22 protein-coding genes are annotated in these 23,696 nt (G+C 72.0%); 13 read left to right on the top strand and 9 right to left on the bottom strand.

The features are described 5' to 3' along the window. The first annotated feature begins 81 nt into the window (after positions 1 to 81). From BU52_RS11065 to BU52_RS11035, 7 genes are all read left to right on the top strand, one after another. A complete protein-coding gene (locus tag BU52_RS11065) occupies positions 82 to 1,263 on the top strand; it encodes an SUKH-4 family immunity protein (RefSeq protein ID WP_037932040.1) in 1,182 nt (393 codons plus the stop codon). A gap of 117 nt (positions 1,264 to 1,380) precedes the next feature. Continuing rightward, the gene (locus tag BU52_RS11060; RefSeq protein WP_037932039.1) at positions 1,381 to 2,841 is read left to right on the top strand and encodes an MFS transporter; all 1,461 of its coding nucleotides are present in this window, start codon (positions 1,381 to 1,383) and stop codon (positions 2,839 to 2,841) included. Positions 2,842 to 2,874: 33 nt separating this feature from the next. Beyond that, on the top strand, positions 2,875 to 3,072 hold the full coding sequence (locus tag BU52_RS11055; RefSeq protein ID WP_037932035.1) for a hypothetical protein: 198 nt from the start codon (positions 2,875 to 2,877) through the stop codon (positions 3,070 to 3,072). Next, the gene (locus BU52_RS11050) at positions 3,072 to 3,440 is read left to right on the top strand and encodes a type II toxin-antitoxin system death-on-curing family toxin (RefSeq protein WP_037932032.1); all 369 of its coding nucleotides are present in this window, start codon (positions 3,072 to 3,074) and stop codon (positions 3,438 to 3,440) included. The genes BU52_RS11055 and BU52_RS11050 overlap by 1 nt, the downstream gene beginning before the upstream one ends. A gap of 85 nt (positions 3,441 to 3,525) precedes the next feature. After that, positions 3,526 to 5,367 (top strand): DEAD/DEAH box helicase, encoded by a 1,842-nt coding sequence (locus BU52_RS11045; RefSeq protein WP_107061136.1) that lies wholly within the window; start codon positions 3,526 to 3,528, stop codon positions 5,365 to 5,367. Between the two features lie 276 nt (positions 5,368 to 5,643). Further along, a complete protein-coding gene (locus tag BU52_RS11040) occupies positions 5,644 to 6,282 on the top strand; it encodes an IclR family transcriptional regulator (RefSeq protein WP_037932025.1) in 639 nt (212 codons plus the stop codon). A gap of 106 nt (positions 6,283 to 6,388) precedes the next feature. Beyond that, entirely contained in the window at positions 6,389 to 7,180 is a 792-nt protein-coding gene (locus BU52_RS11035; protein ID WP_037932023.1) for a S16 family serine protease, read from the top strand. A gap of 7 nt (positions 7,181 to 7,187) precedes the next feature. Here the strand turns inward: BU52_RS11035 and BU52_RS11030 are convergent, their stop codons facing one another. From BU52_RS11030 to BU52_RS11010, 5 genes are read right to left on the bottom strand one after another with little or no spacing between them, the layout of a single operon-like run. Then, positions 7,188 to 8,153, bottom strand: a complete 966-nt coding sequence (locus BU52_RS11030; RefSeq protein ID WP_037932020.1) for a glycine betaine ABC transporter substrate-binding protein — start codon at positions 8,151 to 8,153, stop codon at positions 7,188 to 7,190. Further along, the gene (locus tag BU52_RS11025; RefSeq protein WP_407702035.1) at positions 8,150 to 8,971 is read right to left on the bottom strand and encodes an ABC transporter permease; all 822 of its coding nucleotides are present in this window, start codon (positions 8,969 to 8,971) and stop codon (positions 8,150 to 8,152) included. Before BU52_RS11025 ends, BU52_RS11030 begins: the two co-directional genes overlap by 4 nt. A gap of 38 nt (positions 8,972 to 9,009) precedes the next feature. After that, positions 9,010 to 10,287, bottom strand: coding sequence for an ABC transporter ATP-binding protein (locus BU52_RS11020; RefSeq protein ID WP_037932013.1), 1,278 nt, complete (start codon positions 10,285 to 10,287; stop codon positions 9,010 to 9,012). Beyond that, on the bottom strand, positions 10,280 to 10,927 hold the full coding sequence (locus BU52_RS11015; RefSeq protein WP_037932010.1) for an ABC transporter permease: 648 nt from the start codon (positions 10,925 to 10,927) through the stop codon (positions 10,280 to 10,282). The genes BU52_RS11020 and BU52_RS11015 overlap by 8 nt, the downstream gene beginning before the upstream one ends. 30 nt (positions 10,928 to 10,957) lie before the next feature. Then, positions 10,958 to 11,428, bottom strand: a complete 471-nt coding sequence (locus BU52_RS11010; protein WP_030825456.1) for an Lrp/AsnC family transcriptional regulator — start codon at positions 11,426 to 11,428, stop codon at positions 10,958 to 10,960. 122 nt (positions 11,429 to 11,550) lie between these two features. Between BU52_RS11010 and hppD the strand changes: the two genes are divergently transcribed. Next, positions 11,551 to 12,699 carry a 4-hydroxyphenylpyruvate dioxygenase gene (gene hppD / locus BU52_RS11005; RefSeq protein WP_037932007.1) on the top strand — a complete coding sequence of 383 codons (1,149 nt, stop codon included), beginning with the start codon at positions 11,551 to 11,553 and terminating at the stop codon, positions 12,697 to 12,699. Positions 12,700 to 12,729: 30 nt separating this feature from the next. Here hppD and BU52_RS11000 read toward each other — a convergent pair whose 3' ends face one another. Then, positions 12,730 to 14,127, bottom strand: coding sequence for a tetratricopeptide repeat protein (locus tag BU52_RS11000; protein ID WP_037932004.1), 1,398 nt, complete (start codon positions 14,125 to 14,127; stop codon positions 12,730 to 12,732). A 103-nt stretch (positions 14,128 to 14,230) separates the two neighbouring features. On the opposite strand from BU52_RS11000, the gene BU52_RS10995 reads away from it, so the two are divergent. From BU52_RS10995 to BU52_RS10985, 3 genes are all read left to right on the top strand, one after another. Continuing rightward, positions 14,231 to 15,646 (top strand): FAD-binding oxidoreductase, encoded by a 1,416-nt coding sequence (locus tag BU52_RS10995; protein WP_037932001.1) that lies wholly within the window; start codon positions 14,231 to 14,233, stop codon positions 15,644 to 15,646. Between the two features lie 114 nt (positions 15,647 to 15,760). Then, on the top strand, positions 15,761 to 17,164 hold the full coding sequence (locus tag BU52_RS10990) for an RDD family protein (protein WP_037931999.1): 1,404 nt from the start codon (positions 15,761 to 15,763) through the stop codon (positions 17,162 to 17,164). Positions 17,165 to 17,263: 99 nt separating this feature from the next. Further along, the gene (locus BU52_RS10985) at positions 17,264 to 17,980 is read left to right on the top strand and encodes an RDD family protein (protein WP_037931995.1); all 717 of its coding nucleotides are present in this window, start codon (positions 17,264 to 17,266) and stop codon (positions 17,978 to 17,980) included. Positions 17,981 to 18,010: 30 nt separating this feature from the next. On the opposite strand, the gene BU52_RS10980 is transcribed toward BU52_RS10985, so the two are convergent. Further along, on the bottom strand, positions 18,011 to 18,304 hold the full coding sequence (locus tag BU52_RS10980; RefSeq protein WP_037931992.1) for a hypothetical protein: 294 nt from the start codon (positions 18,302 to 18,304) through the stop codon (positions 18,011 to 18,013). 389 nt (positions 18,305 to 18,693) lie between these two features. Between BU52_RS10980 and BU52_RS10975 the strand changes: the two genes are divergently transcribed. Next, on the top strand, positions 18,694 to 21,048 hold the full coding sequence (locus BU52_RS10975) for an immune inhibitor A domain-containing protein (protein ID WP_037931989.1): 2,355 nt from the start codon (positions 18,694 to 18,696) through the stop codon (positions 21,046 to 21,048). Between the two features lie 122 nt (positions 21,049 to 21,170). After that, entirely contained in the window at positions 21,171 to 21,488 is a 318-nt protein-coding gene (locus tag BU52_RS10970) for a hypothetical protein (protein ID WP_037931987.1), read from the top strand. A 52-nt stretch (positions 21,489 to 21,540) separates the two neighbouring features. Here BU52_RS10970 and BU52_RS10965 read toward each other — a convergent pair whose 3' ends face one another. Next, entirely contained in the window at positions 21,541 to 22,137 is a 597-nt protein-coding gene (locus BU52_RS10965; RefSeq protein ID WP_037931985.1) for a nicotinamidase, read from the bottom strand. A gap of 122 nt (positions 22,138 to 22,259) precedes the next feature. Further along, positions 22,260 to 23,612 (bottom strand): nicotinate phosphoribosyltransferase, encoded by a 1,353-nt coding sequence (locus tag BU52_RS10960; protein WP_078903198.1) that lies wholly within the window; start codon positions 23,610 to 23,612, stop codon positions 22,260 to 22,262. Positions 23,613 to 23,696: the final 84 nt, after the last annotated feature.

Below are 23,696 nucleotides of genomic sequence, written 5' to 3'. Positions count from 1 at the left end.
GGCCCGGAAGGGCACGCGCCGTCCCGCCCGGGGCGGGGTGTTCGCGGGCCCGGGACCGAGCACACGTATCGCGGGGGAATCATGAGCAGGACCGACACCGTTGTCGCAGGGGCGAGCACTTTCGCCGGCCCCGACCTCGACCCCTTCATCACGCACGCCTCCACGCGCGGCTGGCTGACGGACCCCGGACTCCCGGCGGACAGCGGCCTGTTCGCCTTCGCGGAGCCGGCGCGGCAGGGCGTCCCGCACACCGTGGCCGCCTCCACGCGCGGCCCCGCCGACCGGCTCCCGGCCGGGCTGCGGGACCAGCTGGTCATCGGCCGTCTGCTGGGCCCGGCCGGCCTGGAGACGGAGTCGGTGCTGCTCGACGGCACGACCGGTGAGGTCTCCACGGCGTACTTCTTCCACGACCGCCCGGAGCTGATGGACCGCCGTCCGCTGGCCCCGTCCCTGCCGACGCTGGTGCGCTTCGCCGCGGCGACGGACGAACTGGCCGGCCTGCGCGGCCAGTTCGCCGCCTACGCCGGCCGGTACGGGACCAAGGCGGTCGCGGAGGCCTCCCGTCAGCTGCTGGCGGTCTTCGAGGAGGGCGCGGACGGGCAGCCGGCGCCGTTCTGGCGGATGGCCGCGCTGATCCGCCCGCTGGCCCTGGTGGCGGGCCCCGGCACGGCCTCGGGCCTGGCCCTGGACCTCCCCGTCCGCCTCCTCGACGACGAGTTCGGCCGGGGCGGCGTGGTCCGGTTCGAGGAGGTCGACTTCCCCGCGACGCTCACGCACGAGCCGACCCGGCGCTTCCTGTGCGGGACGGGCCTTCCCGAGGACGGCTTCCTCTTCGCCCTGGACACGGACCTGCCGCTGCGCACGCTCACGGAGTACCACGCCGACGACTGCCGCAGCGCGCTCCCCGACGGCCGCCTCCCCGCCCGCGCGGAGCACCTGATACGCCTCGGCCACCTGGTCGACGACCACAGCCTGGTCGTCGACGGAACCACGGGCGCGGTCCTCAGCTGGAACGAACCGGACGCCGTGCTCCATCCCCTGAACACGGACATCTCCACGCTCGCCTTCACGCTCTGGCTGCTGCACCGGGAGCGCTCCCTCGACGAGGAGTCGGGTCACGCGCTGACCACCGAGGCCTACGACCAGCTGGCCCTGACGATGATCCAGGTCCTGTCCTCCATCGACCCCACGGGCACGACCACGGACGCGGACTGGCACTACTGGACGGAGCTGTTCCAGGACGAGGCGGGCGGCGTGCTCTAGCGCACCCGCGGCGCGGGCGAGGCCCGTGGGGCGCCGGGGACCTACGACCAAGGTCCCGGTGCCGGTACCGACCCCCGACAGGGGTCAAACAGCGGCGTGGACCTTACCCTGGCGGTCATGACCGCCCCGAACCCGCGCGACACCGGTGTCGCCGTGCCCGCCGACGCCCTCGCCACGGCCGCCGACCCCGACGAGACCGTGCTCAGCCGCCCCTACCGGGCGCTGAGCATCGGGGTCGTCTCCGTGGTGCTGCTGATCGCCTTCGAGGCGACGGCCGTCGGCACGGCGATGCCGGTGGCGGCGCGGGAGCTGGACGGGGTGTCGCTGTACGCGTTCGCGTTCTCGGGGTACTTCACGACCAGCCTGTTCGGGATGGTGCTGTCCGGCCAGTGGTCGGACCGGCGGGGCCCGCTCGGGCCGCTCACCTGGGGCATCGCCTCCTTCGCGGCCGGACTGCTGCTCGCCGGGACGGCCGGTGCGATGTGGCTGTTCATCCTGGGGCGGGCCGTGCAGGGGTTCGGCGGCGGACTGGTGATCGTCGCGCTGTACGTCATCGTCGGGCGGGCCTATCCCGAGAGGCTGCGGCCGGCGATCATGGCGGCGTTCGCGGCGAGCTGGGTGGTGCCGTCGATCGTCGGCCCGCTCGCGTCCGGCGCGGTGACGGAGCACGTCGGCTGGCGCTGGGTGTTCCTCGGCATACCGGTGCTCGTGGTGTTCCCGCTGGCCCTGGCGCTGCCGCAGATACGCCGGCTGGCGTCCGGCCCGGTGAACGAGGACACCGGCGCCGCGGCCTCCGCCGACCGCCGCCGCATCAAGCTGGCCCTGGCCATCTCCTTCGGCGCCGGGTTCCTGCAGTACGCCGCCCAGGACCTGCGCTGGGCGTCGCTGCTGCCGGGTGCGCTGGGCCTGGCGCTGCTCGTCCCGGCGGTGCTGGGCCTGCTCCCGCGCGGCACGTACCGCGCGGCGCGCGGCCTGCCCTCGGTGGTCCTGCTGCGCGGTGTGGCCGCCGGCTCCTTCATCGCGGCGGAGTCCTTCGTCCCGCTGATGCTGGTCACCCAGCGCGGCCTCAGCCCGACCCTCGCCGGCTTCTCGCTCGCGGCGGGCGGCGGCACCTGGGCGCTGGGCTCCTGGGTGCAGTCCCGGCCCCGGCTGGAGCCGTACCGGGAGCGGCTGATGACCCTCGGGATGGTGCTGGTGGCGGCGGCCATCGCCGCGGCGCCCAGTGTGCTGATCGACGCGGTGCCCGCCTGGACGGTCGCGGCCGCCTGGGCCTTCGGCTGCTTCGGCATGGGCCTGGTGATCTCCTCCACCAGCGTTCTGCTGCTCCAGCTCTCCGCCCCCTCGGAGGCCGGCACCAACTCCGCCGCCCTCCAGATCTCCGACGGCCTCTCCAACGTCCTCCTCCTCGCCGCGGGCGGCGCCGCCTTCGCGGCCCTCGGCGGCGGCACGGTCAGCCACGCGGCCACCCAGGCCACGGCCTCCCACCCGGCCGCCTTCGTCGCGGTCTTCCTGCCCATGGCGGCGGTGGCCCTGGCGGGGGCGTGGGTGGCTGCGCGGGTGCGTCCCGCAACGACATGACACCGCGTGGTACCACGTAGTACCGTCGACGTCATGGCTGGACTGAACCTGCGGTTTACCGAGGAAGAGCTCGACGCCCTGCGTGAGCGCGCCGCAGCGGAAGGGCGCAGCATGCAGGCCTTCGCCCACGATGCCGTGATCTCGGCCGTAAACGAACATTCGCGTCTGTTCAACGAGGCGGCCGACCATGTGCTGAAGGCCAGTGCGGAGCTGAACCGGAGGCTCGCCTGATGCACTACCTCACGTTGCCCGAGCTGCTGAACCTCGCGAAGCGGCTCGGGGCGGACGAGGTACGCGATTACGGGCTGTTGGACTCGGCGCTGGCACGGCCTCAGTCGAGCGTGTTCGGGCAGGACGCGTATCCGGACGTGTGGCACAAGGCCGCGGCGCTCATGGAGTCCCTCGCTCGCAATCCCGCGCTCGTTGACGGGAACAAGCCTCTCGCCTGGTACGGGACCTGGGTCTTCCTCCATGTGAACGGACATCCACTGGACACGGACTTCGACGTGGACGAGGCAGAGCGCTTCGTGCTGGATGTCTGTCAGGGCGCGCTGGACGTCCCCAAGATCGCGTCCCGGTTGCCGGGCTTCGCGCGCTGATTGTGACCTCGGTCCCACCCCCGGGTGGCGTGGCCCGGTGCCGGCGTTGACGGTACCGGGCCCTCGGTAGGGTGGCCCGGTCGTCATGCGCCGATGCGCCGTACCCGAGCTACCCCCGACGGAGATCGTGACTACCACCGCCGGCACCGCGTCCCACTCGCACCACCTGTCCCCGGCGTTTCCCGGACGTGCCCCCTGGGGCACCGCCGGCAAGCTGCGCGCCTGGCAGCAGGGGGCGATGGACAAGTACATCCAGGCCCAGCCCCGTGACTTCCTGGCGGTGGCCACGCCCGGCGCCGGCAAGACGACCTTCGCGCTGACGCTGGCGTCCTGGCTGCTGCACCACCACGTCGTGCAGCAGGTGACGGTCGTCGCGCCCACCGAGCACCTGAAGAAGCAGTGGGCGGAGGCCGCCGCGCGGATAGGCATCAAGCTCGACCCGGAGTACAGCGCGGGCCCGCTCGGCAAGGAGTACGACGGAGTCGCCGTGACGTACGCCGGTGTCGGCGTGCGCCCCATGCTGCACCGCAACCGCGTCGAGCAGCGCAAGACCCTCGTCATCCTCGACGAGATCCACCACGCCGGTGACTCCAAGTCCTGGGGCGAGGCCTGCCTGGAGGCGTTCGAACCGGCCACGCGACGGCTCGCGCTGACCGGTACGCCGTTCCGGTCCGACACCAACCCCATCCCGTTCGTGACGTACGAAGAGGGCGACGACGGCATCCGGCGGTCGTCCGCCGACTACACCTACGGGTACGGGTCCGCCCTCGCCGACCACGTCGTCCGTCCCGTGATCTTCATGTCGTACAGCGGCAACATGCGCTGGCGCACCAAGGCCGGCGACGAGATCGCCGCCCGCCTCGGCGAGCCCATGACCAAGGACGCCGTCAGCCAGGCCTGGCGCACCGCGCTCGACCCGCGCGGCGAGTGGATGCCGGCCGTGCTGCGCGCCGCCGACCAGCGGCTCACCGAGGTCCGCAAGGCGATCCCGGACGCCGGCGCCCTCGTCATCGCCTCCGACCAGGAGTCCGCCCGCGCCTACGCCAAGCTGATCCGCGACATCACCGGTCACAAGGCCACCCTCGTGCTGTCCGACGACACCGGCGCGTCCAAGCGGATCGACGAGTTCAGTGGCAGCGACGACCGCTGGATGGTCGCCGTCCGCATGGTGTCCGAGGGCGTCGACGTACCGCGCCTCGCGGTCGGCGTGTACGCCACCACCATCTCCACCCCGCTGTTCTTCGCCCAGGCCGTGGGCCGTTTCGTACGGTCGCGGCGGCGCGGCGAGACCGCGTCCGTGTTCCTGCCGACCATCCCGGACCTGCTCGGTTTCGCGAACGAGATGGAGCGCGAGCGCGACCACGTCCTCGACAAGCCCAAGAAGGAGGGCGAGGAGGACCCGTACGCCGAGTCCGAGAAGGAGATGGAGGAGGCGAACCGGGAGCAGGACGAGGACACCGGTGAGCAGGACATGCTGCCCTTCGAGGCGCTGGAGTCCGACGCCGTCTTCGACCGGGTGACGTACAACGGGGCCGATTTCGGCATGCAGGCCCACCCCGGAAGCGAGGAGGAGCAGGACTACCTCGGCATCCCCGGACTCCTCGAACCCGACCAGGTGCAGCTGCTGCTGCAGAAGCGGCAGGCCCGGCAGATCGCGCACAGCCGGAAGAAGCCGGCCGAGGAGGCCGACCTGCTGGAGCTGCCCGCCGAGCGGCGGCCGGTGGTCTCCCACAAGGAGATGATGGAGCTGCGCAAGCGGCTCAACAGCCTGGTCGGCGCGTACGTCCACCAGAGCGGCAAACCGCACGGCGTCATCCACACCGAGCTGCGCCGGGTCTGCGGCGGCCCGCCCTCGGCGGAGGCCACGGCGGGACAGCTGCGCCAGCGGATCGAGAAGGTGCAGGAGTGGGCCACGCGCATGCGGTGACCGCGGTGTGCGTATGGGGACAAACGGAACCACTTCGCCGGGAGAGTGCCCGGATTCTGGACGGAGCCTTCCGCTCACCGAACCGGCTCGCTACTGTCCCCGCTACGCACACGCCCCGTGGCAGCGCCGCCGCGGAGCGCAGCCGTGAAGCGACTGTGCCCGGGACACTGCCGGGCCGCCGGCCGATCGGCGGCCTCTGAAGCGCGTGACCGACGGGACTCGGTGACGCATCCGCCGCGAGAGGGCCGCCGACCTCACCACTAAGGAGTGGGCGTCGTGACCGCGGAGACCTCTCAGACGCTCGACAGGGGACTACGTGTCCTCAAGCTGCTCGCCGACACGGACCACGGGCTGACCGTCACCGAGCTGTCCCACAAACTGGGCGTGAACCGGACCGTCGTGTACCGGTTGCTCGCCACGCTGGAACAGCACGCCCTCGTACGCCGCGATCTGGGCGGACGGGCCCGGGTCGGGCTGGGTGTCCTCAGGCTGGGACGGCAGGTGCATCCCCTGGTGCGGGAAGCGGCCATGCCGGCGCTGCGGTCGCTCGCGGAGGACATCGGCGCGACCGCGCACCTGACGCTGGTGGACGGGGCGGAGGCACTGGCCGTGGCCGTCGTGGAGCCGTCGTGGACGGATTACCACGTGGCGTACCGGGCCGGGTTCCGGCATCCGCTGGACCGGGGGGCCGCGGGAAAGGCGATCCTGTCCGCCCGGCAGGGGGCCGGGGAACCGGGCTACACGCTGACGCGCGGAGAGCTGGAGGCGGGGGCCTGCGGGGCGGCCGCGCCGCTGCTGGGGGTGACGGGCGTCGAGGGCAGCGTAGGGGTCGTCATGCTGGCGGACGTCGTGCCCGAGCGGGTCGGGACGAGGGTCATGGACGCGGCGCGTGAGGTCGCAGAGGCGTTGCGCTGATCGGCGTCCGTCCGCGGACCTCGTGCCGCCGGGGGCCGTCCACCGGGCCGTCCGGGCACCGGGGGAGGCACGGCCGCCCCCGGCGGCGGCAGGTTAGATTGGCCCCGTGCTCTCTCGTCTCACGCGTCGCCAGAAAGCGGCCGGCCTCGCCGTGCCCGTAGCGGCCCTGCTGGCCACCGCGGGCTTCGCGCCGCTGCCCTTCTCCGTGGCGCAGCCCGGGATGACGGCCGACGTGCTCGGTGAGAACAAGGGGGAGCAGGTCATCACGATCTCCGGCGCACCCGTGCGGGAGACCGGCGGACAGCTGCGGATGACGACCATCGAGGCCACCTCCCCGGACACCCGCGTCGGCCTCCCCGACGTGATCGACAGCTGGTTCAGCACCGACCGGGCCGTCATGCCCCGTGACTCGGTCTACCCCAGCGGCGACAGCGTCACGGAGATCGAGCAGTACAACCGCGAGCAGATGGAGGCGTCCCAGGACGAGGCGACCCGGGCGGCGCTGAACTACCTGGACCGTGAGGACGACGGCATCCAGGTCACCCTCGAACTCGCCGACGTCGGCGGCCCCAGCGCGGGCCTGCTGTTCTCCCTGGGGATCGTCGACAAGCTGAACGGCGACGGCAGCGGCGGCGATCTCACCGGAGGCCGGGTCGTCGCCGGCACCGGCACGATCGACGAGGACGGCACCGTCGGCCCGGTCGGCGGCGTCCCGCTGAAGACGCAGGCGGCCAGGCGGGACGGCGCCACGGTCTTCCTGGTCCCGAGGGACGAGTGCTCCGACGCGAGGGCGGAACTGCCCGAGGGCCTGCGCCTGGTCCCGGTCACCACCCTCAAGGGCGCCGTCGACGCCCTGGTCGCCCTGGAGCAGGGCACCGGCGAGGTCCCCTCCTGCTAGGTCCCCGTCAGTTCTCCTTGACGAACCCTTCCCGCACCATCCAGTCCAGCGCCACCTGGTGCGGGTCCTCCCCGGCGACGTCCACCTTGGCGTTCAGGGTCTGCGCCACGTCGTTGTCCAGCTTCGCCGTCACCGGGGCGAGGACGTCGGCGATGGCCGGCCATTCCTCGAACGTGTCGGAGTTGACCGTCGGCGCCGCGTTGTAGTTGGGGAAGAACTTCCTGTCGTCCTCCATCACCACCAGGTTCATGGACTTGATGCGCCCGTCGGTGGTGAAGACCTCGCCGAAGGTGCACGCTCCCTCGGCGGTCTGGGTGTAGATGATCCCGGTGTCCATCTGCGTGACGCCGCGCGCCGGGACGTTCATGCCGTACGCCTTCTCCATGCCCGGCAGCCCGTCCGCGCGGTTGGCGAACTCGCCCTCCACGCACAGCGTCACCGCGCCCGGGTCGGACTTCGCCAGCGCGGCCACGTCGGAGAGGGTCCGCGTGCCGTACCTCTCGAAGTTCTCCTGGTTCACGGCGAGGGCGTAGGTGTTGTTCAGCTCCGACGGCTCCAGCCAGGTCACCCCGTTCCCGGCGTCCGCGTCCCGCACCGCCTCCCACTGCTCGCGCGGATCGGGGATCGGCTTGCTGTTGCCCTGGTAGGTGATCCAGGCCGTGCCCGTGTACTCGAACCCGGCGTCCGCCTCACCCTTGACGACGGCCTCCCGCGAGCCGACCGAGCCCTGGATGCCGGTCCGGTCGACGACCTCCGCGCCGGCCGCCTCGAACGCGATGCCCATGATCGCCCCGAGGATCAGCTGCTCGGTGAACTCCTTCGAGGTGACGGTGAGTTCCGCGCCCTCCAGCGGCCTGCCCCCGCCGATCGAGCCCGGTGCCACGTCGTCGACCATGGGGGAGCCGCTGGTCAGACCGCAGCCGGAGGACGCCGCCAGCAGGGCCCCGGCCAGGAGCAGGCGGACGCGTCTCACCGGCCCGCCTCCAGACCCCGCGGCCGCAGCAGCAGCTCGGCCAGGGAGGCGAGCCAGTCGACCAGCAGGGCGAGCGCGACGGTGAGGACCGAGCCCACCATCAGCACCGGCATCCGCTGGCTGGTGATCCCGGTCGTGATGAGGACGCCCAGCCCGCCGCCCCCGCCGAAGGTCGCCAGCGTCGCCGTGCCGACGTTGAGGACGAGCGCCGTCCGCACGCCCGCCAGGATGAGGGGAACGGCCAGCGGCAGCTCCACCCGGGTGAGCACGCCCAGCGGGGACATGCCGATGCCGCGCGCCGCCTCCAGCAGCGTGGGGTCGTTGGCCTTCAGGCCGGCGATGGTGTTGGACAGCACCGGCAGCACGGCGTAGGCGATGATGCCGATCAGCGCGGCCCTGCGGCCGATGCCCAGCCAGATCACCAGCAACGCCAGCAGTCCGATCGCCGGGGTGGCCTGGCCCATGTTGGCGAACGCCATCGCGGCGGGTGTGGCCCTGCGGAACGTGCGGCGGGTCAGCAGGACGCCCAGCGGGATGGCGATGATCAGCACGAAGAACGTCGAGATCGCGGTGAGCTGGATGTGCTGCCACAGTGCCTTCGACACCTGCCCGTCCGACAGCGCGTTGCGGGTGAGCGCGTCGAGCTCCGCCTGCTCGAACCACAGCCAGGTCGCGAGCAGGACGGCGATCAGCACCGCCGGCAGGAAGATGAGCTTCTGCCGGCTCACCCGTGGGCGCGGGGCGGCCGTGGGCCGGGGAGCGCCCTGCGCCCCGTCGGACCGCCCGCCGCCCCCGTCCCGGAAGGCGAGCCCCCTCACCTCGTGCTCGCCCTCGGGCGGCCGTCCGGAAGAGGTCCTCACGTCTTCGCCTCCCCGCCGAAGAAGCCCTCCTGCTCCGCGTGGGTCTGCGCGGCCCGCTGCTCCTCGATGTCGGCCTGCGCCTCCCTCGCCTCCAGCCGGTCCGCCTCCAGCAGCTCGTGCACGGAGTTCATCAGCGTCTCCACGTCCACGACACCCTCGTACGCGCCGCGCCGGCCGGTGACCGCGACCCGGCCGGTGCTGTCGGTGAGCACCGCCTCCAGCGCGTCCCGCAGGGTCGCGTCCCGGGTCACCGTGTCGTGCACCGGCGTGCCCGCGCGGGCCAGCGATCCCCCGGCGCGCATCAGGTCGCCGCGCCGGAGCCACTTGTAGGGGCTGCCCCGCTTGTCGAGCAGCAGGACCTCGTCGGTTCCGCCGGAGCGCAGCTTGTCGACGATGTGCTGGTGCGGGTCGTCGACGCTCACCGTCGGACAGTCGCTGATCCCGATGTCCCGCACCCGGGTGAGGTTGAGCCGCTTCAGGGCCGCCCCGGCGCCGACGAAGCCCGACACGAAGTCGTCGGCGGGGTGGGTGAGGATCGCCTCAGGGGTGTCGAACTGGGCGATGTGGGAGCGTTCGCGCAGCACCGCGATCCGGTCGCCGATCTTGATCGCCTCGTCGAAGTCGTGGGTGACGAAGACGATCGTCTTGTGCAGCTCCCGCTGGAGCCTGATCAGCTCGTCCTGGAGGTGGTCCCGGGTGATCGGGTCGACCGCGCCGAACGGCTCGTCCATCAGCAGCACCGGCGGGTCCGCCGCGAGGGCCCGCGCCACGCCCACCCGCTGCTGCTGGCCGCCGGACAGCTGACGCGGATAGCGACCGTGGAACTCGGCCGGGTCGAGGCCCACCAGGTCCAGCATCTCCTCCACCCGCGCCCGCACCCGGGCCGCCGGCCAGCGCAGCATCTTCGGCACCAGCGCGACGTTCTGCGCCACCGTCATGTGCGGGAACAGTCCGCTCGCCTGGATCGCGTAGCCGATCGTGCGGCGCAGCCGCACCGGGTCCATGTCGGTGACGTCCTCGCCGCCGATGCGGATCCGGCCGCCCGTCGGCTCGATCAGCCGGTTGATCATCTTGAGCAGGGTGGACTTCCCGCACCCCGACGGGCCGACGAGGATCACGGTCTCGCCCGCCCTGATGTCCAGGGTCACGCTCTCCACGGCCGGCAGCGCACTGCCCGGGTAGCGCTTGGTCAGAGCCTCCAGCTCGATGGTCGCCCCGACCGACCGGGGCCCGGTCCCGGGGGTCCCGGCATCGGGGACGGGCGGCTCAGGCACGGATCCCCCTGGGAATGGTCAGCCGCCCGATCAGGACGTACGCGGCGTCGAACAGCAGGGCGAGGACGATGATCCCGAGGGTTCCCGCGAGCACCTGGTTCAGCGCGTTCCTGCTGCCCAGCGAGGCGATCCCGCGGAAGATCAGGTTGCCCAGGCCGGGACCGGAGGCGTAGGCGGCGATGGCGGCGATGCCCATCAGCATCTGCGTGGAGACCCGGATCCCGGTCAGGATCGGCGGCCAGGCCAGCGGCAGCTCCACCCGCGCCAGCCGGGCCGGGCGCGACATCCCGATCCCCGTGGCCGCGTCCACCAGCGACGGATCGACCCCGCGCAGGCCCACGATGCAGTTCCGCACGATCGGCAGCAGCCCGTACAGCGTCAGCGCGATCACCGTCGGCGGCACCCCGAGCCCCACGACGGGGATCAGCAGACCGATCATGGCCAGCGCCGGAATGGTCAGCAGGGTGGAGGTCGCGGTCGTGGCGAGGTTCCCCGCCCACTCGCTGCGGTAGGTGACCACGCCGATCAGCACGCCGAGCACGGTCGCCACCACCATGCACTGGAAGACGACGCTGGCGTGCTGGTAGGTGTCGATGAGCAGTTGCTGATGCCGGCTCCCCAGGTACTCCCAGAAGTTCACATCCGCTCACCCCAGCTCGGCCAGGTCCGGTCACTCGCCGAGCGCCGCCTGCTCCACCAGCGGGATGATCCGCAGCGGAACGGGGTTCTCCATGACGATCGCCGTGGAGGCCCGGACGATGCCATCAAAACCGACGACGCGGTCGATCACCCGCTGGAGATCGGCGTTGGAGCGTGCCACCAGCCGGCACATCATGTCCCCGGTACCGGTGGTGGTGTGCAGCTCCAGCACCTCCGGGACGGTGGCCAAGTGGGCCCGTACGTCGGCTCCTTGGCCCTGCCGGATCTGCAGCGTGGCGAACGCGGTGACGGGGTAGCCGAGGGCCGCCGGATCCACCTCGGGGCCGAATCCGCGGATGACTCCGTTCGACTGAAGCCGGTCCAGCCGGGCCTGCACGGTCCCGCGCGCCACGCCGAGCCGGCGGGACATCTCCAGCACCCCGATCCGCGGCTCCCGCGCCAGCAGCACGATGATCCGCCCGTCCAGATGATCGATCGCCATACCGGCCCCTCCCATGGTCATCCTGTACAGAGAGCCCGCCATCGCGGGCATTCGGCTGAACACATTGCCCAGTGAACAGGCAAACTATTGCGCACCTTGCAGTGCTGGCCCACCCTGCACCTATGACGCAGACCACACACCACACTCCCGACGTGACCACCCGGCAGGCCGACCCCTTCCCGGTCAAGGGAATGGACGCGGTCGTCTTCGCCGTGGGCAACGCCAAGCAGGCGGCGCACTACTACTCCACCGCCTTCGGCATGAAGCTGGTCGCCTACTCCGGACCGGAGAACGGCAGCCGCGAGACCGCTTCCTACGTCCTGGAGAGCGGGTCGGCCCGCTTCGTGCTCACCTCGGTGATCAAGCAGTCCACCGAGTGGGGCGCCTTCCTCGCCGACCACGTGGCCGCGCACGGCGACGGCGTCGTCGACCTCGCCATCGAGGTCCCGGACGCGCGGGCCGCGTACGCCTACGCCGTCGAGCACGGCGCCCGCTCCGTCGCCGAGCCGTACGAGATGAAGGACGAGCACGGCACCGTCGTCCTCGCGGCCATCGCCACGTACGGCAGGACCCGCCACACCCTGGTCGAGCGCACCGGCTACGACGGCCCCTACCTGCCCGGCTACGTCGCCGCCGGCCCGATCGTCGAGCCGCCGGCGAAGCGCTCCTTCCAGGCCATCGACCACTGCGTCGGCAACGTCGAGCTCGGCCGGATGAACGAGTGGGTCGAGTTCTACAACAAGGTCATGGGCTTCACGAACATGAAGGAGTTCGTGGGCGACGACATCGCCACCGAGTACAGCGCGCTGATGTCGAAGGTGGTGGCCGACGGCACGCTCAAGGTCAAGTTCCCGATCAACGAGCCCGCCATCGCCAAGAAGAAGTCCCAGATCGACGAGTACCTGGAGTTCTACGGCGGCGCGGGCGTCCAGCACATCGCCCTCAACACGAACGACATCGTGCAGACCGTCCGCCAGATGCGCGCGGCCGGTGTGCAGTTCCTGGACACCCCGGACTCGTACTACGACACCCTCGGCGAGTGGGCCGGCGAGACGCGGGTGCCGGTCGAGACGCTGCGCGAGCTGAAGATCCTCGTCGACCGGGACGAGGACGGCTACCTGCTGCAGATCTTCACCAAGCCGGTCCAGGACCGCCCGACGGTGTTCTTCGAACTCATCGAGCGCCACGGCTCCATGGGCTTCGGCAAGGGCAACTTCAAGGCCCTCTTCGAGGCGATCGAACGCGAACAGGCCAAGCGCGGCAACCTGTAAGCCGCCCTCCGCGGACACGACGGCCCGCGACTAGAGGGACTCGGGGCCCGCCTGGACAGAAGGCTCACCCAGGCGGGCTAGGGCCCGCTGCGCCTGCGGCACGCCCAGCGGCGAGAACCACGGGTTGATCCGCAGCGCCTCCTGAAGGTGCCGCCGCGCCGCCCCGTACCGCTCCAGCGACCGCTCGATCATCCCCCGGTGGAACACGTACAGCGCACTGCGCACACCCCCGCCCTGCGTCCCCTCGGTCGCCCGCACCGCGAACGGCAGCGCCTCCTCGTGCCGCCCGGCCCGGTGCAGCGCCCATCCCAACGCGTCCGCCACCTCCGTGGACGGCTGCCGCGTCCACTCCGCCCGCAGCCGCCGCACGGCGTCCCCCGCGTCGCCGTGGTCCGTCTCGAACCGGCCCAGCACCAGCTCCTCGTCCGCCCCGTGCGCCGCGGCCACCCGCACCCGCTCCCGCAGCACCCCGTACTGCACCCGCGCCGCCCGCGTCAGACCCAGCGACTCGTACAGCTCGCCCAGCTCCAGCGCGTACTCCGGCCGGGGATGCTTCGCCAGCGCCACCCGGTACGCGCTCAGCGCCTCCGTCGTCCGCCCCAGCGACGCCAGCGCCCTGCCCTGCCCGGCCTGCGCCGCCCGCTGGTCGGGGTCGATCCGCACCGCCTCCCGGAAGTGCCGCAGCGCGTCCTCCCGGTCGCCGCGTTCCCAGGCGAGCTGCCCAGCCCGCTCCAGGTACGCCGCCCGCTCGGCCGGCTCCCCGGCGGCCGACACCGCGTCCGCGAGCTTCGCCGCCGCGTCCTCCCGCCAGCCCCTGTCCCGGTACACGGCCGCCGCCCGCGCCATCACTGCCGGACCGGTGCGCAGCGCGGTCAGCTTCTCCAGCAGCCTGCCCGTCTCCTCGTGGTCCCCGAGTCCCGCCGACGCCTCGATCAGCGGCGGATACGTCGTCCACCGCTCCGGCTCCAGTTTCCGCGCCGCCTCGCCCCACTCGCGCGCCGCGGCGAAGTCCCGCCGCGCGTTCGCCAGCGCGGCCAGTCCCCGCAGTGCCGGGGCGTTGCCCTCCGGCCGTACCTTCAGCGAGGCGCGCAGCGCCTTCTCGGCCCGCGGCCAGTACGCCGGGTCCGCCAGCCGCAGCCCCTGCTCCACGCGGGCCGAGCCGAGCACCGCCCAGGCCCGGGCGTCCCGGGGGTGACGGTCCAGGTGCCGCTGCCGCTCCTCGACCAGTGCCTCCAGGTCGGGCAGCGCGGCCGGCACCCCGATGGTGACCGCCGCCAGCGCCCGGGCCTGCGGGGTGAGGGCGGGCGGCGCCTGCTGCCCCCAGGGCAGCAGCACCAGCACCCCGCCCAGCACCGCGCACCCGGCGACCGAGGCGAGCAGCACCCGGCGGCGCGCTCCCCGCCGGTGCTCACGTGGCTTGTCGTCCATGGCGCACACTGTGCGTCACGCCCCGTATGCGTACGATGATCACACCCCGGTGTCACGCGGCTGCTCACGCGGGGTTCACACCGATGGCCCCGGGTGCGACGCTGTGATCATGAGCCGCCTCGAAGCGCGACGCGATGACCACACGGTGACGGCCGGCCCTCTCGTCGACCGGCTGCTCGACGGCCTGCCCCCCGAGGCCGTCCTCACCGACCCCGGCGTCACGGCCTCCTACGCCCGCGACATGGCGAGCTTCTGCCCGGCCGGCAGCCCCGCGGTGGTCGTCCTGCCGCGCACGGTCGAGCAGGTCCAGCACGTCATGCGCACCGCCACCGGGCTCCGGGTCCCCGTCGTCCCCCAGGGCGCCCGCACCGGCCTGTCCGGCGCCGCCAACGCCACCGACGGCTGCGTCGTGCTCTCGCTGACCAGGATGGACCGCATCCTGGAGATCAGCCCCGTCGACCGGATCGCCGTCGTCGAACCCGGCGTCGTCAACGCCGCCCTCTCCCGCGCTGTCGGCGAGCACGGCCTGTACTACCCGCCGGACCCCTCCAGCTGGGAGACGTGCACCATCGGCGGCAACATCGGCACCGCGTCGGGCGGGCTGTGCTGCGTCAAGTACGGGGTGACCGCCGACTACGTCCTCGGCCTGGACGTCGTCCTCGCCGACGGCCGGCTGATGTCCACCGGCCGCCGCACCGCCAAGGGCGTCGCCGGATACGACCTGACCCGCTTGTTCGTCGGCTCGGAGGGGTCCCTCGGCATCGTCGTCCGCGCGGTCCTCGCGCTGCGGCCCAAACCCACCGGACAGCTGGTGCTGGCCGCCGAGTTCTCCTCCGGCGCCGCCGCCTGCGACGCCGTGTGCCGCATCATGGCGGGGGGCCACGTCCCCTCGCTCCTGGAACTCATGGACCGTACGACGGTCAAGGCCGTCAACGACATGGCCCGCATGGGCCTGCCGGAGTCCACCGAGGCACTGCTGCTGGCCGCCTTCGACACCACCGACCCCGCCGCCGACCTGGCGGCCGTCGGCGCGCTGTGCGAGGCCGCCGGCGCCACCCAGGTCGTCCCGGCCGAGGACGCCGCGGAGTCCGAACTGCTGCTGCAGGCACGGCGGATGTCCCTCGCCGCGCTGGAGGCGGTCAAGGGCACCACGATGATCGACGACGTGTGCGTGCCCCGCTCGCGGCTCGGTGAGCTCGTCGACGGCGTCGAGCGGATCTCCGGGAAGCACCGGCTCACCATCGGCGTCGTCGCGCACGCGGGCGATGGCAACACCCACCCGACGGTCTGCTTCGACGCCACCGACCCCGAGGAGTCGCGGCGGGCCCGTGAGTCCTTCGACGAGATCATGGCGCTCGGCCTGGAGCTGGGCGGGACCATCACCGGCGAGCACGGCGTGGGCGTCCTGAAGAAGGAGTGGCTGGCGCGCGAACTCGGTCCCGTGGGCCTGGAGATGCAGCGGGCCGTCAAAAAGGCGTTCGACCCGCTCGGCATTCTGAACCCGGGCAAGCTCTTCTGACCACGAAGGTGCCCGAAAGGGGTGGGGTCCTGCCGGACGAGCGGTCAGGCCCCGTCCCGTCTGATAGATGTGGTTCCCCCCGACCCACCCCTCGAGCAGATACGGGACGACGGAATGAGTGCCCCAACCCCGGCCCCCGGTGACGACAGGCCCCGCGAAGGGTACTACCCGGACCCGTCCATCCCCGGATACGTCCGGTACTGGAACGGTGCCTCCTGGGTCCCGGGCACGAGCCGTCCGGCGCCCCAGGACGGCGAGCCGCTCGCCCCGCCGCCCGGCGCGGGCCCGGCGCGGTCCTCCGTGGAGGAGACCGGCCCGCACTTCTTCGACGAGGACCCGGCGGACGAACCGGCGTTCCCGTCCCCGGCTGCCGCGCCGCCCTCCGCCGAGGTCCAGCACGGAAGCCGGCCCGAACCCGCCTCGGCCTGGGGTGCCGACCGCTCCCGCCAGACCGGCTTCGGCGGCGACCAGGACCGCAAGGTCTCCTGGGGCGCCGACCCGAGGGTGCCGCACACGGCGGCGCCGTCCGCACCGGAGGAGCCCGCGGACGCGGGCACCCCGGACGCGGGCGCCCCGGACGCGGGCGCCGCCGGCAGCACCTTCGTGTTCCGCAGGCCGGCGGGGACGCCGCGGCAACCGGCCGACGCCGGTGCCGAGGACCAGGGCACGATGACCTTCCGTGCCGTCACCCCGCGCGCGGCGGAGCGGAACGCGGGGCAGGGGCCCGCGGCACAGCCCGGACCCGCCGCCGGAGGGCCGGGTTTCGCTGCCGGAAAGGCCGCCGCCGCCCGTGCCGCCGCCACCACCGCCCCGGCGCCCTCCGGACCGCGGCAGGCCACCGCCCCGCCCGTGCCCCCGCAGACCGCCGGCCCCGCCGCCGCTCCCGGCGCCGCGCCCCTGACGAGCGGCCCCGGCGGCGGCCAGTCCTCCTGGGCGCAGCAGGTGCACCGGCTCGCCGGGGGTGAGGAGCCGCCGGTCGCACCGTGGAAGCCGCCGGTCGAGGACGTGTTCCAGGCCGCCGCCCGCCGCCAGGCCGCGGCCCGTCCCGCCGGGCTCGGCAGGCGGCTGGCCGCCCGGCTGCTGGACACCGTCGTCCTCGGCGCCGTCACCGCCACGGCCGGTGTCCCGCTCGGCATCAGGGCCATGGACCACATCGACGCGAAGATCGAGGCGGCCAAGCTGTCCGGCGAGACCGTCACGGTCTGGCTGCTCGACGGCACCACCTCCGTCCACCTCGGCATCGTCGTGGCCGTCCTCCTCCTCGCCGGGGTCCTCCTCGAGGTGCTGCCCACCGTCAAGTGGGGCCGCACCCTGGGCAAGAGGCTGCTCGGCCTGGACGTACGGGACATCGAGGGGCACGAGGCCCCGGGCTTCGGCGCCGCCCTGCGCCGCTGGCTGGTCTACAGCGTGCCCGGGCTGCTCGTCGTCGGTGTCGTCGGCGTCCTGTGGTGCCTGTTCGACAAGCCCTGGCGCCAGTGCTGGCACGACAAGGCGGCGCACACGTTCGTCGCCGGCTGAGCCCGCGTCACCCGTGCCGCCCGCTGCCGGGGACGCCCGCTACTCCGGACGGCCGCTCGCCGGATGCGGGTCCGGAGGGTTCACGGTCGACTCGGGGGCATGACCACCGAACCGCCCCCCGGCTCCGGTCGGCAGCCGCCGGACGACGACCCGTTCAAGAAGCAGCCCCCACCCGGCGGCCCCGGAGCACCGGGGCCGGGCTCCCCGTACGACACCCCCGGCCCGCACGGCGGAGGCGGCGGAGGCGGCGGGGGCGGCCCCTACGGCGGAGGCGGCGGTCCCTACGGTGAAGGCCCCCCGGGAGGCGGCGGGTTCGGCGGTGGCGGCCCCTACGGAGGCACCCCCGGCGGCCCCGATCCGCTCGCCGGCATGCCCCCGCTGGCGGACAGCGGCAGGCGCACGCTCGCCCGCCTCATCGACATGGTTCTCGTCGGTGCCGTCGTGGTGCTGCTCACCCTGCCGTTCGGGGTCAGCGAGTACAGCGTCAACGGCGACACCATCAACGTCGGGAACGGCTTCGCGCAGTCGGTCGTCGCCGCCGTGCTCTACATCGCCTACGACACCTATCTGATCACCCGCTCGGGCCAGACCCTCGGCAAGAAGTGGCTGCGCATGCGGGTGGCCGACCTCGCCGACGGTTCGAACCCGTCCGTGCAGACGGCGCTGACCCGCGCCGCCGTGCTGTGGCTGCCGTTCGCGTTCTGCTGTGCCTGCGTCTGGACCGCGATCGCGGGCGGCTGGAGCTACTTCGACCGGCCCTACAAGCAGGGCCTGCACGACAAGGCGGCCAGGACCGTGGTGGTCAGCACCGGTTGAGAGCCGGCACTCCTCGGCACCGGCCGGCGGTCAGGACGCCGCCCTTTCGCGCACCGGCTCCCGCACCTTCTCCCGCACGGGGGAGGGGACGGTCGCCCGTACCGGCTCCGGCGCCGCGGTCCCGTGCACCGCGGCGGGCCGCCGGGGAGCGAGGTGCGGAACCTTCATGGCCACCACGAGTCCGAGGGCGAGTGCCGAGACCGCGACCACCGCGACGGCCGGGGCGGAACTCGCCCCGGACAACAGCAGCATGACGAAGGTCGAGAAGACCACGGTGCACGAACCGCAAGCGAGCTGAGCGACAGTAGGACGGGGCATGGCCATCGTGTCCTCGGGAGTCGGGGGCTGTCGGCCTGGCTTTCCACCGGTTCAGGGCGTGCCGCCAAGCGACTCTAACCGCGAGCGTGCCCGAGGGGAACGGACAGTAAGCGTGACCTAACCGACAGGGCCGGTGCACAGGGGGCGCACGGAGTCATGGCGTCCACCCAGTGGACGTTTGCACGCGCCTGCCGAGGTTTCGCGCGGAAGTGTCCGGAAAGCGAACCGGGGCTCCGCATAGTGCCATTGAGCTGTTCAAGTCAAGGTCTGTTTTTTCTGCCGAACCTCTAGTCCAATGTCGTCACTTGACTACACGCGTCGATCACGTACGCGCGGGACCTTCCATTACCGGAACCTCCTTCGTCCGCGCGTACGCACGCGGGAGGGGATCTCAAGTGACCAGTAGACCCTGGACGTTCAGAGCAGCCGCGATAGGCGTGGCCCTCGCGGCGGCCACCGCCACCTGCTCTGCGTTCACCGTGGCCCAGGCTGACACGGCTGACAAGGCCGACCGTCCCGGCGCCGTGGACCGGCAGGACCCGGCGGACCGCCACCATGTCGAGCACGACCTCGAGGGGCCGCTCTCCAAGACGCAGGCGGCCCAGCGTGAAGAGGCGCTGAAGCAGGTCCTCTCGGGCAAGGCCGAGGTGAAGAAGAAGAACGGCTCGAAGGTCGTTCAGCTCAAGAGCAAGAAGGGCGACAGCAAGTACGTAGAGCTCGGCCGGGAGAAGACCGACAAGATCTTCACCATCCTGGTCGAGTTCGGGGACAAGATCGACAGCCGCTACGGCGGCACCCCCGGCCCGCTGCACAACCAGATCGCCAAGCCGGACCGCAAGGTGGACAACTCCACGGCCTGGCAGGAGGACTACGACCAGCGGCACTTCCAGGACCTGTACTTCGGTTCCGGCAAGGGCGTCGACTCGGTCAAGACCTACTTCGAGAAGCAGTCCTCCGGCCGCTACTCGGTCGACGGCCAGGTCTCCGACTGGGTCAAGGTGCCCTACAACGAGGCCCGGTACGGCTCCAACCAGTGCGTGCCCGACAACTGCGCCTGGTACGCGGTGCAGGACGGCGTGACCGCCTGGGCCGAGCAGCAGAAGGCCGCCGGCAAGACCGACGCCCAGATCAAGGCGCAGCTCTCCCAGTACGACGAGTGGGACCGCTACGACCACGACGGTGACGGCGACTTCAACGAGCCCGACGGCTACATCGACCACTTCCAGATCGTGCACGCCGGTGAGGACGAGTCCGCCGGCGGCGGCGCCCAGGGTGAGGACGCCATCTGGGCCCACCGCTGGTACGCGTTCGGCACCGACGCGGGAGCCACCGGCCCCGAGCAGAACAAGCTCGGCGGCACCCAGATCGGCAACACCGGAATCTGGGTCGGCGACTACACCATCCAGCCGGAGAACGGCGGACTCGGCGTCTTCGCCCACGAGTACGGTCACGACCTTGGTCTGCCGGACCACTACGACACCCAGGGCGGCGAGAACTCCACCGGGTTCTGGACGCTGATGTCCTCGGGTTCCTGGCTCGGCACCGGCAAGAACGAGATCGGCAACCTGCCCGGCGACATGACCGCCTGGGACAAGCTCCAGCTCGGCTGGCTCAACCACGACACGGCCAAGGCCGGCGTCAACTCCTGGCACAAGCTGGGTGTCGCCGAGTACAACACCAAGCACAAGCAGGCGCTGGTCGTCGAGCTGCCGAAGAAGGACGTCACCACCGAGGTCGTCACTCCGGCCGAGGGGCAGACCCAGTGGTGGAGCGGCAGCGGTGACGACCTCAGGAACACGCTGACCCGCAGCGTCGACCTGACCGGCAAGGCGTCGGCCGAGCTGACCCTCGACGGCTGGTACGAGATCGAGGCCGACTACGACTTCCTCTACACCGAGGTGTCGACCGACGGCGGCGCCAACTGGACCGCCCTGGACGGCACGGTCGACGGTCAGCCGATCCCGCGCGACGGGAGCGACAAGCCGGCCCTGCACGGCACGGTCGACAGCTACAAGAAGCTGGCGTACCCGCTGGACGCCTACGCGGGCCAGAAGATCGACCTGCGCTTCCGCTACCAGACCGACGGCGGCGTGGCCCTCAAGGGCTTCGCGGCCGACGGGATCACGGTGACGGCGGACGGCTCCGCGCTCTTCACGGACAACGCCGAGACCGCCGACGACGCCTGGACGGCGAAGGGCTTCTCCCGCATCGGCGCGTCGTTCACCAAGAAGTACGCGCAGTACTACATCGCCGAGAACCGGCAGTACGTGTCGTACGACAAGACGCTGAAGGTCGGCCCGTACAACTTCGGCTTCGCGAACAGCCGTCCGGACTGGGTGGAGCACTACGCCTACCAGAACGGCCTGCTGATCTGGAAGTGGGACACCTCGCAGCAGGACAACAACACCAGTCAGCACCCGGGTACCGGTCTGCTCCTCCCGGTCGACTCGCACCCGACCGCGCTGAAGTGGTCCGACGGCACGCTGATGCGCAACCGCGTCCAGTCCTACGACGCGCCGTTCAGCAAGTACCGCACCGACGGCATGACGCTGCACAAGGCGGACGTGGCGACGTGGATCCCCTCGTCGAAGGGCGTGTCGGTCTTCAACGACCGCACCAACACCTACTACGACGAGTCGAACCCGACGGCGGGCGTCAAGATCACTGACACCAACACGAAGATCAAGATCCTGAAGGAGGCCAGGGACGGCTCGACGATCGAGCTCGAGGTCGGTCCTGCCGGCAGGTAAATAGCATCTTCGCAGGTCAGCACATGATCGGCGGTGGCCCCCTGGCGGGTCACCGCCGATCCGTGTTTAGGTGCCTCCTGTGACTCGCTTATTGACACCGGCTGACACGGGGGTGTGACCGCATGGCCGCAGGAGGTTTCTGCAAGCTGCCGAACGGCACGGTGGTGGTGGCACTGAACCTGCCCAGCCCCGCCGCCGACGCACCCGCCGGAGTCCGCGTCCTCGTCCACGCCCAGAACCGGGCGCGCGCCCTGACCAGGCTGCGCAACCTGGGCCTGCGGGCGGTCTACCTGCGCGGCAACACCGCCCCGCCCAGTCCCGACGAGGTCACCGCGGTCCTCCACCACCCCGACGGCCTCATATGGCGCACCACGCCCACCCCCGACCCCCTGACGGTGGAGCTCTGGCACCCGATCAAGGCCCTGCTGACCAGAACGTAGCCGGCCCGGCGCCGGGAGCCCTGAGCCACGTCCGGGAGCCCGGGCACCGGGACTACCGCACGACGACGGGCTTCCCGGACAGCTCCACGCCCGCCGCCCGCAGGTCCTCCAGCGCCCGCTCGGTGGTCTCCGGCGCCACCCCGGCGGTGAGGTCGAGCAGGACCTGGGTGCGGAAACCCTCGTGGGCCGCGTCCAGCGCCGTCGCCCGCACGCAGTGATCCGTGGCGATGCCCACCACGTCCACCTCCTCGACCCCCCGCTCCCGCAGCCACTGGGCCAGCGGCGTCCCGTTCTCGTCCGTCCCCTCGAACCCGCTGTAGGCAGCCGAGTAGGCCCCCTTGTCGAACACGGCGTCGATCGCGCCGGACGTCACCGCGGGCGCGAAGTTCGGGTGGAAACCCACCCCCTCCGTCCCGGCGACGCAGTGCGCCGGCCAGGACCGCACGAAGTCGGGGGCGTCGGCGAAGTGCCCCCCGGGGGAGATGTGGTGATCGCGGGTGGCCACCACGTGCTGGTAGCCGCCGGCCGAGGCGGCCTGGCCGATCAGCTCGGTGATGGCGGCGGCCACGTCCGCACCGCCGGTCACGGCGAGGCTGCCGCCCTCGCAGAAGTCGTTCTGCACGTCAACGACGATCAGTGCGCGGCGCATGGTCGGTGTCCTTCGGCTGAGGGGGCGGGTGGTGACGGGCCCGGCCGGATGAACCTCCGGGCCCGGTGAGGGCCGGACGATACGGACGGGGCACGGGCAGGGGCACGGGCAGGGGTACGCCTTTAGCTACCCGAGGTCCCGTGCGCGTACTCCGTCGGAAGGACGGGTTCCCCGCGGGAGAGCTGCGTAGCGGACAGCGGCAGACCCGCGCGGGCCGCCGCGTGCCGGTCGCGGATCACGTCCAGCGTCTCGCGGACGAGCACCTCGCCGCCCTCGACCAGCGGCACCAGCAGCTGCCGGCCGGCCAGCTCGTCCGGCACCTCACCGGTGCCGATCACCTCGGCCTCGGCGACGCCGTGCCCGTCCAGCCGCCGCGCGGCCCACTTGCGGCCGCCGACGGAGGTCTTGCCGCCGCTGGACTTCTTCGCCACCGGCACCAGCGGCGCCCCCGGGTCGGCGGACTCGGCGCGGGCGACCAGCTTGTAGACCATGGAGGCGGTCGGGTGCCCCGAGCCGGTCACCAGCTGCGTCCCCACGCCGTACGCGTCCACGGGCGCGGCGGCGAGCGAGGCGATGGCGTACTCGTCCAGGTCCGAGGTCACGATGATCTTCGTGTCGGTGGCGCCCAGCTCGTCGAGCTGCTGCCGCACCCGGTGCGCCACCAGCAGCAGGTCACCGGAGTCGATCCGCACGGCGCCCAGCTCCGGCCCGGCGATGTCGACGGCCGTGCGGACCGCCTCGGCCACGTCGTAGGTGTCCACCAGCAGCGTCGTACCGCCGCCGAGGGAGTCGACCTGGGCCCGGAAGGCGTCCCGCTCGCTGTCGTGCAGCAGCGTGAAGGCGTGGGCGGAGGTGCCCACGGTCGGGATGTCGTAGCGGAAGCCGGCCGCCAGGTCCGAGGTGGAGGCGAAGCCGCCGACGTACGCGGCACGGGAGGCGGCCACCGCCGACAGCTCGTGGGTGCGCCGGGCGCCCATCTCGATCAGCGGCCGGCCGCCGGCGGCGGAGGACATCCGGGACGCCGCGGCGGCGATCGCCGAGTCGTGGTTGAGGATGGAGAGGATCACCGTCTCCAGCAGCACGCACTCCGCGAAGCTGCCCTCGACGCGCAGGATCGGCGAGCCCGGGAAGTACACCTCGCCCTCGGGGTAGCCCCAGATGTCACCGGAGAAGCGGTAGCCGGCCAGCCAGTCGAGGGTGGCCCCGTCCACGATGTCCTTCTCGCGCAGGAAGGCGAGGACGTCCGGGTCGAAGCGGAAGTTCTCCACCGCGTCGAGCACCCGGCCGGTGCCGGCCACCACACCGTAGCGGCGGCCCTCCGGCAGCCGCCGGGTGAAGACCTCGAACACGCTGCGCCGCCCGGCCGTACCGGACTTCAGCGCCGCCTGAAGCATCGTCAGCTCGTACTGGTCCGTGAAGAGGGCCGTCGAGGGAACGCCCACCCGTCGCCCACGCCCAAGGTCTGCTGTGGTCATGGCAGGGATGCTACCCCCATTTCGTCAGTTTGACGATTTAGGTTCGGGCGCCGGAACAGCGGGCCGGTTTGTGCGACCACCCCC

Origin of the sequence: Streptomyces toyocaensis (assembly GCF_000725125.1) — a bacterium.
GTDB lineage: Bacteria > Actinomycetota > Actinomycetes > Streptomycetales > Streptomycetaceae > Streptomyces > Streptomyces toyocaensis.
The sequence above is the reverse complement of the archived record's forward strand: the minus strand, read 5'-3'. Positions and strand labels throughout refer to the sequence as shown.

What these genes read in the sequence shown, in the direction of transcription:
- BU52_RS11065 (WP_037932040.1), top strand. Translation starts at nt 82, where the DNA reads ATGAGCAGGACCGACACCGTTGTCGCAGGGGCGAGCACTTTCGCCGGC.
- BU52_RS11060 (WP_037932039.1), top strand. Translation starts at nt 1,381, where the DNA reads ATGACCGCCCCGAACCCGCGCGACACCGGTGTCGCCGTGCCCGCCGAC.
- BU52_RS11055 (WP_037932035.1), top strand. Translation starts at nt 2,875, where the DNA reads ATGGCTGGACTGAACCTGCGGTTTACCGAGGAAGAGCTCGACGCCCTG.
- BU52_RS11050 (WP_037932032.1), top strand. Translation starts at nt 3,072, where the DNA reads ATGCACTACCTCACGTTGCCCGAGCTGCTGAACCTCGCGAAGCGGCTC.
- BU52_RS11045 (WP_107061136.1), top strand. Translation starts at nt 3,526, where the DNA reads ATGCGCCGATGCGCCGTACCCGAGCTACCCCCGACGGAGATCGTGACT.
- BU52_RS11010 (WP_030825456.1), bottom strand. Translation starts at nt 11,428, where the DNA reads ATGGCGATCGATCATCTGGACGGGCGGATCATCGTGCTGCTGGCGCGG.
- hppD (WP_037932007.1), top strand. Translation starts at nt 11,551, where the DNA reads ATGACGCAGACCACACACCACACTCCCGACGTGACCACCCGGCAGGCC.
- BU52_RS11000 (WP_037932004.1), bottom strand. Translation starts at nt 14,127, where the DNA reads ATGGACGACAAGCCACGTGAGCACCGGCGGGGAGCGCGCCGCCGGGTG.
- BU52_RS10990 (WP_037931999.1), top strand. Translation starts at nt 15,761, where the DNA reads ATGAGTGCCCCAACCCCGGCCCCCGGTGACGACAGGCCCCGCGAAGGG.
- BU52_RS10985 (WP_037931995.1), top strand. Translation starts at nt 17,264, where the DNA reads ATGACCACCGAACCGCCCCCCGGCTCCGGTCGGCAGCCGCCGGACGAC.
- BU52_RS10980 (WP_037931992.1), bottom strand. Translation starts at nt 18,304, where the DNA reads ATGGCCATGCCCCGTCCTACTGTCGCTCAGCTCGCTTGCGGTTCGTGC.
- BU52_RS10970 (WP_037931987.1), top strand. Translation starts at nt 21,171, where the DNA reads ATGGCCGCAGGAGGTTTCTGCAAGCTGCCGAACGGCACGGTGGTGGTG.
- BU52_RS10965 (WP_037931985.1), bottom strand. Translation starts at nt 22,137, where the DNA reads ATGCGCCGCGCACTGATCGTCGTTGACGTGCAGAACGACTTCTGCGAG.
- BU52_RS10960 (WP_078903198.1), bottom strand. Translation starts at nt 23,612, where the DNA reads ATGACCACAGCAGACCTTGGGCGTGGGCGACGGGTGGGCGTTCCCTCG.